This window comes from Janthinobacterium rivuli (assembly GCF_009208735.1).
GTDB lineage: Bacteria > Pseudomonadota > Gammaproteobacteria > Burkholderiales > Burkholderiaceae_D > Janthinobacterium.
Window position 1 is genome coordinate 171713 of the sequence record NZ_WFLJ01000009.1, and the last position, 16172, is coordinate 187884.

The following is a 16172-nucleotide window of genomic DNA, read 5'->3' on the forward strand; positions in this document are numbered from 1 at the left end:
CCTAAAAAGAAAAAACCGCCCGTAAAACAACGCGGGCGGTTTCGATCTTACCAGTTCAGCAGGAAATATCTGTTAAGCATCATGCATTCCGCATGAACTTAAGCCATTATTCAGCAAGTTTTGACAATTAATTCAATTGCTGGATGCCTGCCAGAACCCAGCCGCTATTGCCGCTGACGGGTTTCGACATATTCCACACTTCCGCGAACGGCTCGGCCGCCGCGCCTGGCGCCGAACGGATCAGGCCCGTAAACTTCACGCTGGCCAGGTAATCGTTGACGCTCGTCTCGATGCCCAGCAGTTCGGCGTCGATGGTGACGACGTCCGTGAAGTCCGGCTGCGCGCCCCGTTCCTGGATTTGCATGCGCAGTTCCGCATACACTTCCGGCGACGTGAATTCGCGGATATCGTTGACGTCGGCCTTGTCCCAGGCCGCTTGCAGGCGAATGAAATTGCTTTTCGCGTGGCGCAGGAAGGCTTCCTTGTCGAAGTCACTTGGTACGCCCCATGGCGCGGCAGCCGGTGCCGGGACCGGCTTATCCAGGCCGACGCCCGACGAGACCGGTTGCAGCGGCGGCAGCGGCGGAATGCGCGAACCGATGTCGGGCACGTTGCCGGCTGGCGCAGGCTGGTTGCCAAAGCCGGCGAACGGCGCATTGCCGTTGGCATTGTTATCGCGCTTGCCGCGCACCATGCGGTAGATGAAGAAGGCCACGCCGGCCAGCAAGGCCACCATCAGCAGGGTGCTGATCATGCTGGCCAGGGCGCCGCCCAGGCCGAAATGCGACAGCAGCGCGCCCAGGCCCAGGCCCAGCAAGGCGCCGCCCAGCAAGCCCTTCCAGCGGCTCGGTGCCTTGGCGGCAGGCGCCGGTGCGGGAGCTGGCGCAGGTTGCGCCTGGCGTGGCGCGGCGGCCGGTGCCGGGGTTGGTGCCGGCGCGGGCGCCTGGCGGCCCACGTTTTGCGACTGGCGGCCAAACGAACGGCCACCGCCCATGGGACGGGCCAGCGCCTCGCCCAGCATGGATACCGTGGTCGCGGCCAGCATCATGCCGACCATAAATTTCTTCAATTTCATTCCATCTCCTAAAATCACCAACGTTGATGCATTACATCTTGATGCCGGTATGCAAAGCGGCTATGCCTGCCGTCAAATTGTAGTACTGCACGCGCTCCAGGCCCGCCGTTTCCATCATGGTCTTCAGCGTCTCCTGGTCCGGGTGCATGCGAATCGATTCTGCCAGGTAGCGATAGCTTTCCGCGTCGCCGGCGATCTTCTGTCCGAACCACGGCAAGACCGAGAACGAATACAGGTCGTACGGCTTTTGCAGGGGCGCGGCCACCTTGGAAAACTCCAGCACCAGCAGCTTGCCGCCCGGTTTCAGCACGCGGCGCATTTCCGCCAGCGCCACATCCTTGTGCGTCATGTTGCGCAGGCCAAAGGCCACGCTGACACGGTCGAAATAATTGTCAGGGAATGGCAGTTTTTCCGCATCACACAACAAGGTGGGGGTGAGCAAGCCGCGATTCAAGAGGCGGTCGCGGCCCACGCGCAACATCGACTCATTGATATCGGTCAGCCACACTTCGCCAGTTGGACCGGCCTGCTTGGCGAACGCCTTCGACAGGTCGCCCGTGCCGCCGGCGATGTCGAGCACCTTGAAACCGGGGCGCACGCCCGCGTTGGCGATGGTGAACGTCTTCCACAGACGGTGCAGCCCGCCCGACATCAAGTCGTTCATCACGTCGTATTTGGCAGCGACGGAATGGAACACCTTGGCGACTTCGCGCACTTTGTCGTCTTCTGCAACTGTTTTGTATCCGAAATGGGTCGTATTGGTCATGGTAGGCAGTCTGTTTGAACTTGGGAGCATTATACAAGCGGCAGGCGCATTTCCCCGTGACGCCGGAGAAGGTATTGCCTTTCCACTGCATTCGCGGCCAGCATGGCCGCCCGGGCATACGCCGCCAGGGCCCCCGGCCGGTCGCCCTGGCGGCGCAACAGGTCGGCCCGGGCCGCGTGCAGATAGTGCGAGCTGGCAAGGCTGGGCACGGCTTCCAGGCGTTCCAGCCACGCCAGCCCGTGTTCGGCGCCATGCGCCATGGCGCAGGCGATCACGGCATTGAGCAGGATCAAGGGTTCCGGCTTGTGCCGCAGCAAGGCGCCGTACAGGACGTGGATCTGGCGCCAGTCCGTCTGGCTGGCCGCAGCCACCTTGGCGTGCAAGGCGGCAATGGCCGCCTGCAACTGGTATGGCCCCGGCGCGCGCGCCGGCAAGGCCAGTTCCAGCACGGCCAGTCCCTCGGCGATCAAATCTCCGTGCCACAGGCGGCGGTCCTGCTCTTCCAGGGTCAGCAAATGCCCCTCGGGCGAGAGGCGGGCCGGGCCGCGCGACGCCTGCAGCAGCATCAAGGCCAATAGCCCCTGCACTTCCGGCTGGGGCGGCAGCAGGCTGTCGAGCAGCCGCCCCAGGCGCAGCGCTTCCGCGCACAGGTCGGCGCGCAGCAAGCTATCGCCGCCGCTGGCGCAATAACCTTCGCTGAACACCAGATAGATGACATGCAGCACTTGCGCCAGCCGTTGCTGCAATTCTTGCTTCGGTGGCAACTCGAAAGGGATGCGCGCTTCGGCGATCTTGCGCCTGGCGCGCAGCAGGCGCTGCGACAGGGCCGCTTCCGCCAGGCCGAAGGCGCGTGCGATCTCCGCCGTGGTCAAGCCACACAGGGTGCGCAGGGCCAGCGCCACCTGCGCCTCAGGTGCCAGCGCGGGATGGCAGCAGATGAACAGCAGGCGCAGGCGATCATCCCCGATGGCGGGCGGCTCTTCCATCACGGATGCAGGCAAGCTCGACAGCACGGCCTCGGCGTCGACGACGCTCTTGCCCGCGCGGCGCACGTGGTCGAGACCCGCATTGCGCGCCACGGAAGTGAGCCAGGCCGCGGGATTGGACGGGATACCCGCGCGTGGCCACAGTTCCAGCGCCTTGCGGCATGCTTCCTGCAACACATCTTCCGCTAGGCCCAGGTCGCCGAAGCGCCGCATCAGGCCGGCCAGCACCCTGCCCTTTTCCTGGCGAAAGACGTGTTCGACGGCCGCGATGGCGTCGCCGGCCATGCTCAGGCCGTGACGGGCCGCACTTCGATGGTGCCCAGGGAAGCGGCCGGACAACGCCCGGCCCAGGCCAGCGCCTCGTCCAGGTGGGCGCAGTCCAGCAGGTAATAGCCGCCCAGCTGCTCCTTGGTTTCCGCGAACGGCCCATCCGTGATGACCGGCGTGCCGTTTCTCACGCGCACGCTGTTGGCGCTGCCCACGGGCGCCAGCTCGGCGCCGCCGCGCAGCACGCCGGCCGCTTCCAGGTCTTGCGTATAGCTGGCAAAGTCGGCCATCAGGCTGGCCATCTGTCCTTCCGGCATGGTTTCATAGCGGGATTCATCGGCGTAGATCAGGATCAGGTATTCCATGGTCTCTTCTCCAAAAGAAAAATGCCCGCAAGCGCGGGCATTCATACGACGAATGGATATGCAGCAATCCGACAAGCTTACCGCACTATTTTTTCTAAACGCCTAAAAAACCGTAGCGAGCGGAAGCAAGTTGTGGCCGAGACGCGGAACTGTGCTAAGCACGGGGCCGCCGAGGCAGTGAGCATCGGCGGCCGCAAATGGCGACGTGCAGTAGGTTTTTCAGGTGTTTTAATGTTTATGCCCGCAGCTGGGACCATGCACGTGGCCGCCGGAAGATTGCTTGACCGTCATGTCGGCCTTGGCGTCGCGGCCGCTGTCGCCCGGATAGCCGGCGGCTGCCAGGCGATCCAGGTAATCCTGCCACAGGGTCGCTTGTTCGGCGCCCAGCTTGTACAAATAAGCCCAGGTGTACAGGCCGGAATTGTGGCCATCGCTGAAGGTGGGCTGCACGGCATAGTTGCCGACAGGCTCAAGACCCGTGATGCCGACCAGGCGCTTGCCTAATTGCAAGGTTTCCTGGCCCTTGCCATGGCCCTGCACTTCAGCCGACGGCGAGTACACGCGCAGGTATTCGAAGGGCAGCGCAAATGTGTTGCCATCGTCGAAAGCCACGTCGAGCACGCGCGACTGGTTGTGCACGGTCAAGCCGGTGGGTTGGGGCGTTGCTGCTTTTTCAGTCATGACGATACTTTATGCGGATAAACGTTGAATGATGGCGGCGCGCAAGGCGGGCAGCAGGGCGCGGCGCGCGGCCAGCACCTCGGGCGCCGTCTCGCGCTGGATCACCGCCCAGCTCGGGTTCGGGAAATGCGCGTCGTCGCGGTAGCGGGGAATCACGTGCCAATGCACGTGCGGCGTCATGTTGCCGAAACTGGCCACGTTGACCTTTTCCGGCTGCATCACTTCACGCACGGCCAGCTCGACTTGCCACACGACTTCCATGACGTAGTTGCGCTCGCCGGGAGTCAAGTCCGTCATTTCCTTGACGTGCTTGTTCCAGATCACGCGGCAAAAACCGGGGTAGCTGGGGTCGTCGACGGCCACCACGGACAGGCGCTCGCTGCGCCACAGCAAGGTCTCCAGACCCTGCTTGTTGGCGTAGCCATCCAGCAAGCTGCACAGATCGCAAGGCGTGGACATTACACCAACACCCGTTCAATGCCGCCGTCATTGGCGCGCTTCACGTAATCCGGCATCCAGTTCTCTCCCAGCAAGTGTTTGGCGATCTCGACGACGATGTAGTCGGCCGTCGTGCCCGAATCGTCATTGTAGCGCGACAAGCCTTGCAGGCACGACGGGCAGCTGGTGAGGATTTTCACGTCGCCGGTAAACCCGTCGCCGCGCAGCTTGTCGGCGCCCTTGACCATCTCTTCTTCCTTGCGGAAACGCACTTGCGTGGAAATGTCGGGACGCGTGACGGCCAGGGAACCCGATTCGCCGCAGCAACGGTCATTCTTCTCGATCTTCACGTTGTCCACCGTGCTGATCAGGGAGTTGATGGTCTTGCCCGATTCCTGCAGCTTCATCGGATTGTGGCATGGCTCGTGGTACATATAGCGCGTGCCGTTCACGCCTTCCAGCTTGACGTTTTTCTCCAGCAAATACTCATGGATATCCATGATGCGGCAGCCGGGGAAAATCTTTTCAAACTGGTATGTTGCCAGCTGGTCGTAGCAGGTGCCGCACGAGACGAGCACCGTCTTGATGTCCAGGTAATTGAGCGTGTTGGCCATGCGGTGGAACAGGACGCGGTTGTCCGTCATCATCTTCTCGGCCTTGTCGAACTCGCCCGCACCGCGCTGCGGATAACCGCAGCACAGGTAGCCTGGCGGCAAGACCGTCTGCACGCCCACTTCCCACAGCATCGCTTGCGTGGCCAGGCCCACTTGCGAGAACAGGCGTTCCGAACCGCAACCAGGGAAGTAGAACACGGCTTCCGTATCGGCCGTCGTCGTCTTCGGATTGCGGATGATCGGGATGACCTTGTCGTCTTCGATGTCGAGCAGCGCGCGCGCCGATTTCTTCGGCAGGTTGCCCGGCATCTTCTTGTTGATGAAGTGAATCACCTGCGCCTTGACGGGCGGCTTGCCGGTCGACGGCGGCGGCGCCTTGGTTTGCTTCTTGGCAAACTTCTTCAGCAAATCGTGGCCCAGGCGCTGCGCCTTGTAACCCCAGCCGATCATGACCTTGCGCGTGGCGTTGATGGTCACGGGATCGGTGGCGTTGAGGAACATCATCGTCGCCTTGGTGCCCGGATTAAAGCTCTTCTTGTCCATCTTGCGCAGCAAGTTGCGCATGTTCATCGACACGTCGCCGAAGTCGATGTTGACGGGGCAAGGCGTCACGCATTTATGGCACACCGTGCAGTGGTCGGCCACGTCCTCGAATTCTTCCCAATGCTTGATGGAAATACCGCGGCGCGTCTGCTCTTCGTAGAGGAAGGCTTCGATCAGGGACGAGGTCGCCAAGATCTTGTCGCGCGGCGAATACAGCAAGTTCGCGCGCGGCACGTGGGTCGAGCACACGGGTTTGCACTTGCCGCAACGCAAGCAATCCTTGACGCTGTCGGCGATGGCGCCGATATCGCTTTGCTGCATGATCAAGGACTCGTGGCCCATCAGGCCGAACGATGGCGTGTAGGCATTGCGCAAGTCGGCGCCCATGCCTGGCAGGTTCAGCAGTTTCCCCTTGTTGAAGCGGCCTTCCGGATCGATGCGCTGCTTGTAGCTGCGGAAGTCGCCGATCTCTTCTTCCGTCAGGAATTCCAGCTTGGTGATGCCGATACCGTGCTCGCCGGAAATGACGCCATTGAGCGAGCGGGCCAGGATCATGATGCGGCCCACGGCTTCATGGGCGTCCTGCAGCATTGCGTAATTGTCCGAGTTGACGGGCAAGTTCGTGTGCACGTTGCCGTCGCCCGCGTGCATGTGCAGCGCGACGAACACGCGGCTACGCAAGATGCGCGCATGAATCGCCGTGGCCTCGTCGAGGATCAGCTTGAAGGCGGCGCCGTTGAAGATCTGGCGCAGCTGGGCGCGGATTTCCTGCTTCCAGGTCACGCGCACGGTGCGGTCCTGCACCACGTCGAACAGGGTGGCGTCCGGCTGGGTTTCCAGGCGTGCCTCGAACACGGGCAGCAAGCGCTCCATGCCCAGCTCGGCCAATTCACCCTTCACGTCGGCCAGCGGACGGTCCAGCTGGGCCAGCAGATAGGTCCAGCGGCTCGTCACTTGCGCCAACAGCTGCTGCGCCTGCTCGGCGCGGTCGCCCAGCATTTCCGCATCGTCGACGCGGTCGTCGGAAGCGTCGTCGCTCTTACCAACAGGCAAGTTGCCCTTGCCAAAGAATTCGCTCAAGGCGTCGGCCAGTTGCAGCTTGTTCTTGATCGACAACTCGATATTGATGCGTTCGATGCCATCCGTGTATTCGCCCATGCGGTTGAGCGGAATCACGACGTCTTCATTAATCTTGAACGCGTTGGTGTGCTTGGCGATCGCGGCCGTGCGGGCCCGGTCGAGCCAGAATTTCTTGCGCGCTTCCGCGCTGACGGCAACAAAGCCTTCGCCCACGCGGGTATTGGCAATGCGCACCACTTCCGACGCCGCTTGCGCGACGGCGTTTTCATCGTCGCCGACGATGTCGCCAAACAGGGCCATCTTCGGCAGCACGCCCCGTTTCGACTTGGTGGCGTAACCGACGGCGCGCAGGTAGCGCTCGTCCAGGTGTTCCAGGCCCGCCAGGCGGATGCTCGTGTATTGCTCGCCCTTGGCCGGCAAGCCGTCCAGGTAATCCTTGATTTCCACGATCGACGGGATCGCGTCGCGCGCCTGGCCAAAGAATTCCAGGCAGACGGTGCGGGCGAATTTCGGCATCTTGTGCAGAATCCAGCGCGCCGACGTGATCAAGCCGTCGCAACCTTCCTTCTGGATGCCCGGCAAGCCGGCGAGGAATTTGTCCGTCACGTCCTTACCCAGGCCTTCCTTGCGGAACTTGCGGCCAGGAATTTCCAGGATTTCCGTCTTGAACGGCGCGTTCGGCTTGGTCGCGTCGCGCGTGCTCGGGTGACGCCATTCCAGCTGGAAACGTGCCAGCGCGATATCGTGGATCTTGCCCAGGTTATGGTCGAGGCGGGTGACGTCGAGCCAGTCGCCGTTCGGGTCGACCATGCGCCACGAGGCCAGGTTATCGAGCGCCGTGCCCCACAGCACGGCCTTCTTGCCGCCCGCATTCATGGCGACGTTGCCGCCGATACAGGAAGCATGGGCCGAGGTCGGATCGACGGCGAAGACAAAGCCGGCCTTTTCCGCCGCTTCCGACACTTTATTCGTGATCACGCCCGCGCCCGAATGGATCGTCGCGTATTCGTGCGTGAGGCCCGGCAAGACCGTCATTTCCACGGCGCCCAGCGTGATGAGTTTTTCCGTGTTGATGACGGCCGACATCGGCGTCAATGGAATCGCGCCGCCCGTGTAGCCGGTGCCGCCGCCGCGCGGGATGATGGTCAGCCCCAGCTCGATACAACCCTTCACCAGGCCGGCCATTTCCTCTTCCGTGTCGGGCGTGAGTACGACGAACGGGTATTCCACGCGCCAGTCGGTGGCGTCCGTCACGTGCGACACGCGCGTCATGCCGTCGAAGCGCACATTGTGCTTTTCCGTGTAGCGGCCCAGCACCTTGACCGTGCGCTTGCGCAAGTCATACGTCTTGCGGAATTCGTCGCCGAAGTCGGCCACGGCCTTGCTGGCAGCCTTCAGCAGCAGTTCCACATTGCGACTGCGCGCTTGCGCCACTTCCGGCGCTTCACCGGCAGCCAGCGCATCGCCGCCGGCCGCATCGATGGACAGGCGGCGCTTGTCGACTTCGGCCAGGCGGTGATGCAAGGCATCGATCAAGCCCTGGCGGCGCTTCGGATTGTCCAGCAAGTCATCCTGCAGGTAAGGATTGCGGCGCACGACCCAGATGTCGCCCAGCACCTCGTACAGCATGCGGGCCGAACGGCCCGTCTGGCGGGCGCCGCGCAGCTCGTCGAGCAGGCGCCAGGAGTCCTCCCCCAACAGGCGTATGACGATCTCGCGATCGGAAAACGACGTGTAGTTATATGGGATTTCGCGCAGGCGGCTTGCTGCGGGACCATTCGGCGTTTCTGCCAGTAAAGCTTGGATTTGTGCGGGAGCGTTCATGGAGTGTGGTGACGGTGTGGACTGGACCCTAAAGGCCCATTTTATCTTATTGCGCCGCACCATGCCGGAACAGCCTTAGGCCGCCTAAGGGTTAAGCACCGCATCGGCCACCATAGCAAATATGGAAAAGCCCTATTTTGCATGAATAAAAAACCAGTTTAGATGATTTTTTGACGCAAAAATGCCAAGAATCGGACTCGGTCACAAACTATCGAACTGCCCGAAAATGGGGCAAACTGGCGTTGCATTACGCCCGTTTGCCTGCCGTTTACGCCAGCATTTGTCCAATCCTGTGCCATACGCCATCGGGCACGTACAGCAGCAAGCCCGTCATGGTGAGATAGCGCGCGCACTTGCCGATGGCCATGTAAACCACGCTAGGCCAGAACGGCAGCTTGAGCCAGCCGGCCAGGGTGCACAGCGGGTCGCCCACGATGGGCAGCCAGGCCAGCAACATGGTCTTGGCGCCATAGCGGGCCAGCCAGCGGAACCAGCGCGTGTCGCGCTCCTTGGCGAACGCCTGCTTGGCGCGGTAGCCGAGCCAGTAGTCGACGATACCGCCCAAGGTATTGCCCAGGGTGGCGACGCCGATGACGGCCCAGAACAGCGCGGGATTGGCCTTGATGACGGCAAAGACGGCCGGTTCCGAGCCGAGCGGCAACAAGGTGGCGGAAATAAAGCTGATCAGAAAGACCGAGGTCAGCCCGACTTCCGGTGCTGCGATCAGCTGCAGCAGCCAGGCGATTGCGGATTCGATCATGGAACACTTCGCGATGCGGTAAGGCTCTCCATTATAATGAAGAGCAGCCTGGGCGCCGCACAATCCGCGCCGACCGGCAAAGGCCTACCCGCCCGCAGTTCCACAGAGCATTATTGTCGCCAGGCTATCCGCCGCGGCGCCGCCGCTATCGCCCGACACGCTCCAGACCCTTTCTGGCCCAGAATCACTTGCTTGCAGACTATGAACATCGACTACCTCAAGAAAATCCTGACCGCCCGCGTCTATGACGTCGCTACCGAAACGCCGCTGGAACTGGCCCCTGCCCTGTCGCAGCGCCTGAACAACCAGATTTACTTCAAGCGCGAAGACATGCAAAGCGTGTTCAGCTTCAAGATTCGTGGCGCCTACAACAAGATGTCCAAGCTCAGCGAAGCGGACCGCAAGCGCGGCGTGATTTGCGCCTCGGCCGGCAACCATGCCCAGGGCGTGGCCCTGTCGGCGGCGCGCATGGGTTGCCGCGCCGTCATCGTCATGCCGACCACCACGCCGCTGGTGAAAGTCGAGGCGGTCAAGGGACGCGGCGGCGTGAACGTGGAAGTGGTGCTGCACGGCGAGTCGTATACCGATGCCTACAACCATGCGCTGACCTTGGAAAAGGAACAGAAGCTGACCTTCGTGCACCCGTTCGATGACCCGGACGTGATCGCCGGCCAGGGTACGATCGGCATGGAAATCCTGCGCCAGCACGCCGGCCCCATCCACGCCATCTTCGCCCCCATCGGCGGCGGTGGCTTGATCGCCGGCATTGCCGCCTATGTGAAACAGATTCGCCCCGACATCAAGATCATCGGCGTGCAAAGCGTCGATTCGAATGCCATGGCCCGCTCGCTGAAAGCGGGCGAGCGCGTGACCCTGAACGACGTGGGCCTGTTCGCCGACGGCACGGCCGTGCGCCTGGCCGGCGAGGAAACGTTCCGCCTCGTGCAGGCGTATGTCGATGAGATCATCACCGTCGACACGGACGCCATCTGCGCCGCCATCAAGGATGTGTTTACGGATACGCGCTCCATCCTGGAACCGTCGGGCGCGCTGGCCATCGCCGGCGCCAAGGCCTATGTGGAACGGGCCAGCCTGACCAAGCATCCCGTCAACAATGAAACCCTGATCACCATCGCCAGCGGCGCGAACATGAATTTCGACCGTTTGCGCTTCGTCGCGGAACGGGCGGAACTGGGCGAATTCCGCGAAGCCGTGTTTGCCGTCACCATGCGCGAACAGCGGGGCAGCTTCAAGCGCTTCTGCTCGCTCATCGGCGCACGCAACGTGACGGAATTTAACTACCGCATCAGCGATGAAAAAGCCGCGCACGTCTTCGTCGGCATCCAGATCGCTGACCGGCATGAATCCAGCGTGCTGGCGAAGACGTTCGAGGAACATGAATTCAAGACCCTGGACCTGACCCACGACGAGCTGGCCAAGTCGCACATCCGCCACCTGGTGGGTGGCAAGAGCCAGCTGGCGCAGGACGAGCTGCTGTACCGCTTTGAATTTCCCGAGCGCCCGGGTGCGCTGATGCGCTTCCTCGACAGCATGGCGCCGAACTGGAATATTTCCCTGTGCCATTACCGCAGCCAGGGCGGCGACGTGGGCCGCATCCTCATCGGCCTGCAAGTGCCACCCGACGAGATGGGGGAATTCGCCCGCTTCCTCGATACCCTGGGGTACCGTTACTGGGATGAAAGCAGCAATCCTGTGTATAAACTGTTCCTGGGGTAATAAGCCCAACTGCAAATACTGGGGTCGTACCCTGCAGGGTACGACCCCAGCCGTCGCCGTTGGGTTGAAATAAGCTACCATTCACCCTTCACAGAATTTGTAGCCACACGACCATGACCACCACCAACGACCTCGCCGAACAATCCCCGCTGGGCAAAAGCTCCGCCTACCGCACCGATTACGCGCCGGAATTGCTGTTTCCGATTCCGCGCCAGGGCAAGCGCGACGAGCTGGAATTGCGCGGCACCCTGCCGTTCTTCGGCCTCGACATCTGGAATGCGTATGAACTGTCGTGGCTGAATCAGCGCGGCAAGCCGCAGGTGGCCATCGCCAAGGTCAGCGCCCCGGCCGATTCGCCGAACATCATCGAATCGAAATCGTTCAAGCTGTACCTGAACTCGTTCAACCAGACCAAACTGGATAGCCCGGATGCCTTGCTGGCCCTGCTCAAGCAGGATTTGTCCAACGGTTTCGGCGCGCCCGTGCAAGTGGAACTGACCTTGCAGGAAGATTTCGGCAAGCTCAAAATGGGCGAGTTCGACGGCGTGCTGCTCGACCGCCTGGACCTGGAAATCACGCAATACACGCCCTCGCCGCTGCTCTTGAAGGCGGCACTGGACGAGGCGCCAGTGGAAGAAAAACTCGTCTCGCACTTGCTCAAATCGAATTGCCTGGTGACGGGCCAGCCCGACTGGGGCAGCGTGCAGATCGACTATGCGGGACCGCAGATCGACCAGGAAAGCCTGTTGCGCTACCTGATCGGCTTCCGCGAACACAATGAATTCCACGAGCAATGCGTGGAGCGCATCTTTGTCGACATCTTGCGTCAGTGCAAGCCGCAAAAACTGTCCGTGTATGCGCGTTATACGCGCCGTGGCGGCCTCGATATCAATCCGTGGCGCAGCAACTTCAGCACGGGAGCGATGCCGGGCAATCTGCGCAATGCGCGCCAGTAACACCAAGCAACACCACAACACCATGCCAACAGGAATGTTGGCTGTGTTTTAAAACAACGTTGCAGTAATGCCGCAGAGCATGTCGAAGACGCTGAAAAATCGGAAAATCGGCATTCGGCGGCGGAAAAACCGGCGCGCCGCGTGTTTTTCATCAAGAAATAGCCGATACACCCAGGCGTTATTTTTTTGCTAAAATGATGGCGTCACGGGTTGTAGCGCCCACTGCGCCCGCAGCGGGCGTATACTGTTGAGAATTGGCGTTACAGGCCGCCGAAACAGGCCTATAATTCGGCTCGCAAGCCCTCTGCGCATTGCACCATTTCATTGAGTGTCATGACTAATCTTAGCAAAATATTATCCCTCGAAAACGTCCTGCTGGACCTGGAAGTCTCCAGTAAAAAGCGCGCCTTCGAGCAAGCCGGCCTGATCTTCGAAAACAATTACGGCATCGCCCGCTCCACCGTCTCGGACAATCTGTTTGCCCGCGAACGCCTGGGCTCGACTGGCCTCGGCCATGGCGTGGCCGTGCCGCATGGCAGAGTCAAGGGCAGCAAGACCTTGAAAGCGCCACTGGGCGCCTTCGTGCGCCTGGCCGAACCGATTCCGTTCGAGTCGCCCGATGGCAAGCCCGTCAATCTGCTGTTTTTCCTGCTGATTCCCGATCATGTCACCCAGCAACATCTGGAAATCCTGTCGGAAATCGCCGAAATGTTTTCCGATGATGCCTTCCGCACGGCGCTGGCCACGGATCCGGAACCGAAATCCGTCCATTCACGCATCGTCAATTGGCAACCCAGTCTGCAAGCGGCGGGTTAAACTTCAGGTATTCCTCCACTCCTGAAGAAGACTGCCATGTTGCAAACGCCGCTGACGATACAACGCCTGTACGACGATAATCGTGAAAGTCTGCAACTGGGCTGGTTCGCCGGCTTCCCCGGCGGCGAACGCCTGATCTCGGGCGACGTCTCGTCGGCCGCCGACCAGGTGGGCCACTTGAACCTGATCCATCCGGGCCGCATCCAGGTCTTCGGCCACCAGGAAATCAATTACTACCAGCGCTTGAAGGTCAACACGCGCACTCACGTGATCGGCGAGCTGATCGCCGGCGGTCCGCCCGCGCTGATCATCGCGCAAGGGCTGGAAACGCCGCCCGACATCCTCGCCATCTGCGACGAGCAAAACATCCCCCTGTTCTCGACCCCGCTGCCGGCCGCGCAAGTGATCGACTTCCTGCGCGTCTACCTGTCGAAAAAACTCGCACAGCGCATCATCATGCATGGCGTGTTCATGGACGTGCTGGGCGTGGGCGTGCTGATCACGGGCGATTCGGGCCTGGGCAAGAGCGAGCTGGGCCTGGAGCTGATCTCGCGCAGCCACGGCCTGGTGGCTGACGACGCCGTCGAATTCTCGCGCATCGCGCCCAACATGATCGAAGGCCGCTGCCCGCCCCTGCTGCAAAACCTGCTGGAAGTGCGGGGCCTGGGCTTGCTCGACATCAAGGCCATCTTTGGCGAAACGGCCGTGCGCCGCAAGATGCGCTTGAAGCTGATCGTGCACCTGGTGCGCCGCAACGCGCTGGAAGAAGAAGTCGAGCGCCTGCCTTTCCTGTTCCCCACGGAAGACGTGCTGGGCCTGCCCGTGCGCAAGGTCGTCATCCCCGTCGCCGCCGGCCGCAACATCGCCGTGCTGCTGGAAGCGGCCGTACGCAATACGATTTTGCAACTGCGCGGCATCGATACCTTGCAAGAGTTCATGGAACGGCAGAGATTAGCAATGAGTGGTGACTAGTCTGCAATGGAGTTCGCCCTTGCAAGGGCGAACCGTTGCGCAGGCACCCAGCTGTGCTGCGTGAATTCCCTGCTGCACCGCTTTGCGCTAGGCCGACCTACGAAATACATATATGAAATTGCAATAATTTGTAAAGATCATTGCCCCGGGAGCGCAGTGCCGATCTTTATTGTATGATCGGCGTATGCATATCGTCCTTATCACCGGAATATCCGGCTCCGGCAAATCCGTCGCGCTCAATGTGCTGGAAGATACCGGCTACTATTGTGTCGACAACCTGCCACCGGCCTTACTGCCCAGCCTGGTGCAAACCCTGCTCGACGAAGGTACACCGCAACTGGCCGTCGCCGTCGATGCGCGCAGCGCCGAGTCGCTCGTCAGCTTGCCGCACAATGTGGCCCTGCTGCGCGACCAGGGGCACGACGTCAAGGTCATGTTCTTGACGGCCACCACGCATTCACTGGTGGCGCGCTTTTCGGAAACGCGGCGCAGCCATCCGCTGTCGCATGAATTGCGTCCGAACCAGAATCCGGCCAGCCGCCGCACCCTGATCGAATGCATTTCGGAAGAACGCGAACGCCTGTCGACCATCGAGCAGCTGGGCCATGTGATCGATACGTCGGAACTGAGCGCCAACAAATTGCGCGCCTGGATCAAGGATATCGTCGCCTCCGAACGCGCGCCGCTGACCCTGTTCTTTGAATCGTTCGCCTTCAAGCTCGGCGTGCCGCTGGATGCCGATTTCGTCTTCGACGTGCGGGCCTTGCCCAATCCCTATTACGACCTGGCGCTGCGCCCCCTCGACGGCCGCGACGCGCCCGTGATCGCCTTCCTCGACGCACAGCCGAGCGCGCTGGAACTGCTGGCCGACATCCGCGCCTTCATCGAGAAATGGTTGCCGTCATTCAAGTCCGACAACCGCAGCTACCTGACGGTGGCCCTCGGTTGCACGGGCGGCCAGCACCGCTCCGTGTACATGGCGGAACGGCTGGCGCAATATTTCGGCCCCAACGAGCGCGTGGTTCTACGCCACCGCGAGCGCAGCTAGAGAACGCCAATAAAACCTACTGCGCGTCGGTATAGGTGGTCTGCGATGCTCACTGTGCGTAAAGCACAGTTCCGCTTCTCAACCACCTCTCCCTTCCGCTCGCTACGGTTTTATCCAGCGTTGTTACTTCAGATGATAAAGCGGATGCGCAGCGGCCGGCCAGACGGGGGCAAAGAAGCGCGCCACCATGGCCGCGTCGACTTCGTCCAGGCTGGCAGGGTTCCAGCGCGGCGCATTGTCCTTGTCGACCACCAGCGCGCGCACGCCTTCGAGCACTTCGCCATGTTCGAAGTTGTGGCGCACCACCGTGCGCTCCATGCGCAGGCAATCGGCCACGCCCAGATGCGCGCCCCGCTGCAGCAATTCCAGGGTCACCGACATCATCAGCGGCGAACGCAGGCGCATGGCCGCCAGGGCCTTGGCGGCGAACGCGCCGTCGTCCTGCGCCAGCGAGGCCATGATGGCCGCCACGGAACCGGCGCCGAAATGGCGGTCCAGCGCCGCGCGCGCCGTGGCCAGGGCAGAAACGCCCGCCTCGGCCTGGAACGGCGCCGCCAGCGCCTTGATGGCCACCGGCAAGGCCTCGCCCGGCGTCGATTCGAACAGGGCCAGCAGCGCCCCCATCTGCGCCTCGGGCAGGTAGACATCGGCCAGGCCCGTGTACAGGGCATCGGCCGCGTTGATCGTCAAACCCGTTAAGCCCAGGTACAGGCCGAGATGACCGGCCAGACGGGACAGGAAATAACTGCCGCCCACGTCCGGGAACAGGCCGATATTGACTTCCGGCATGGCCATGCGCGTGCGGCCCGTGACGATGCGCAAGCGGTTGCCAGGCCCGGCTTGCGCCACGCCCATGCCGCCGCCCATCACCACGCCATCCATCACGGCGATATACGGTTTCGGGTAAAAATGAATTAAATGATTTAAAGCATATTCTTCCGTGAAGAAATCTTCCAGCAAGGCGCTGCCGCCTTGCGGCGTGGCCAGGCCCGCATCGTAAAAGAAACGGATGTCGCCGCCGGCGCACAGGGCCTTGTCGCTGCTGGATCGGATGACGACGGCGTCCACCTGCGGATCGTCGCGCCAGGCCAGCAGGGCCGCGCTCAGGGCGCGCACCATGTCCAGCGACAGGGAATTCAAGGCTTTCGGACGGTCGAGCACGATGTGCCCGGTGCGGTGACGGATGGAGGTCTGGACGAAGTCGCTCATGGCAGGCAGGAAAGAAGTGAAAGTGCAAACATTCT

At 61.8% G+C, this 16172-nt stretch carries 14 protein-coding genes; 5 read left to right on the plus strand and 9 right to left on the minus strand.

Translation table 11 applies throughout. From position 1 onward, the window contains the following. Positions 1-127: 127 nt before the first annotated feature. The 8 genes from GCN78_RS13955 to GCN78_RS13990 all read right to left on the minus strand — a co-directional run bounded on the left by GCN78_RS13955 (position 128) and on the right by GCN78_RS13990 (position 9399). The gene (locus tag GCN78_RS13955) at positions 128-1075 is read right to left on the minus strand and encodes a Tim44 domain-containing protein (RefSeq protein WP_152252250.1); all 948 of its coding nucleotides are present in this window, start codon (positions 1073-1075) and stop codon (positions 128-130) included. Positions 1076-1106: 31 nt separating this feature from the next. Continuing rightward, entirely contained in the window at positions 1107-1841 is a 735-nt protein-coding gene (gene ubiE / locus GCN78_RS13960; RefSeq protein ID WP_034753359.1) for a bifunctional demethylmenaquinone methyltransferase/2-methoxy-6-polyprenyl-1,4-benzoquinol methylase UbiE, read from the minus strand. A 29-nt stretch (positions 1842-1870) separates the two neighbouring features. Then, positions 1871-3112: an RNA polymerase sigma factor gene (locus GCN78_RS13965; RefSeq protein ID WP_152252251.1), complete on the minus strand. Its 1242-nt coding sequence runs from the start codon at positions 3110-3112 to the stop codon at positions 1871-1873. A 2-nt stretch (positions 3113-3114) separates the two neighbouring features. After that, positions 3115-3459, minus strand: coding sequence for a YciI family protein (locus tag GCN78_RS13970; protein WP_152252252.1), 345 nt, complete (start codon positions 3457-3459; stop codon positions 3115-3117). Positions 3460-3687: 228 nt separating this feature from the next. After that, positions 3688-4140 carry a gamma-butyrobetaine hydroxylase family protein gene (locus GCN78_RS13975; protein ID WP_152252253.1) on the minus strand — a complete coding sequence of 151 codons (453 nt, stop codon included), beginning with the start codon at positions 4138-4140 and terminating at the stop codon, positions 3688-3690. A gap of 9 nt (positions 4141-4149) precedes the next feature. After that, positions 4150-4599: an HIT family protein gene (locus GCN78_RS13980; protein WP_152252254.1), complete on the minus strand. Its 450-nt coding sequence runs from the start codon at positions 4597-4599 to the stop codon at positions 4150-4152. Beyond that, a complete protein-coding gene (locus GCN78_RS13985; protein ID WP_152252255.1) occupies positions 4599-8639 on the minus strand; it encodes a DUF3683 domain-containing protein in 4041 nt (1346 codons plus the stop codon). Before GCN78_RS13985 ends, GCN78_RS13980 begins: the two co-directional genes overlap by 1 nt. A gap of 268 nt (positions 8640-8907) precedes the next feature. Then, positions 8908-9399 (minus strand): YqaA family protein, encoded by a 492-nt coding sequence (locus tag GCN78_RS13990; protein ID WP_152252256.1) that lies wholly within the window; start codon positions 9397-9399, stop codon positions 8908-8910. Between the two features lie 201 nt (positions 9400-9600). Between GCN78_RS13990 and ilvA the strand changes: the two genes are divergently transcribed. The 5 genes from ilvA (at position 9601) to rapZ (ending at position 14928) form a co-directional block, all read left to right on the plus strand. Beyond that, positions 9601-11136, plus strand: a complete 1536-nt coding sequence (gene ilvA / locus GCN78_RS13995) for a threonine ammonia-lyase, biosynthetic (RefSeq protein WP_152252257.1) — start codon at positions 9601-9603, stop codon at positions 11134-11136. A gap of 113 nt (positions 11137-11249) precedes the next feature. Then, entirely contained in the window at positions 11250-12092 is an 843-nt protein-coding gene (queF, locus tag GCN78_RS14000) for an NADPH-dependent 7-cyano-7-deazaguanine reductase QueF (protein WP_152252258.1), read from the plus strand. 333 nt (positions 12093-12425) lie between these two features. Next, positions 12426-12908, plus strand: coding sequence for a PTS sugar transporter subunit IIA (locus GCN78_RS14005; protein WP_071079718.1), 483 nt, complete (start codon positions 12426-12428; stop codon positions 12906-12908). Between the two features lie 36 nt (positions 12909-12944). Further along, on the plus strand, positions 12945-13880 hold the full coding sequence (hprK, locus tag GCN78_RS14010; RefSeq protein WP_034753337.1) for an HPr(Ser) kinase/phosphatase: 936 nt from the start codon (positions 12945-12947) through the stop codon (positions 13878-13880). Positions 13881-14064: 184 nt separating this feature from the next. Continuing rightward, positions 14065-14928 (plus strand): RNase adapter RapZ, encoded by an 864-nt coding sequence (gene rapZ, locus GCN78_RS14015; protein WP_152252259.1) that lies wholly within the window; start codon positions 14065-14067, stop codon positions 14926-14928. Positions 14929-15051: 123 nt separating this feature from the next. Here the strand turns inward: rapZ and GCN78_RS14020 are convergent, their stop codons facing one another. Then, positions 15052-16137: an enoyl-CoA hydratase/isomerase family protein gene (locus GCN78_RS14020; protein WP_152252260.1), complete on the minus strand. Its 1086-nt coding sequence runs from the start codon at positions 16135-16137 to the stop codon at positions 15052-15054. Between the last annotated feature and the right edge of the window lie 35 nt (positions 16138-16172).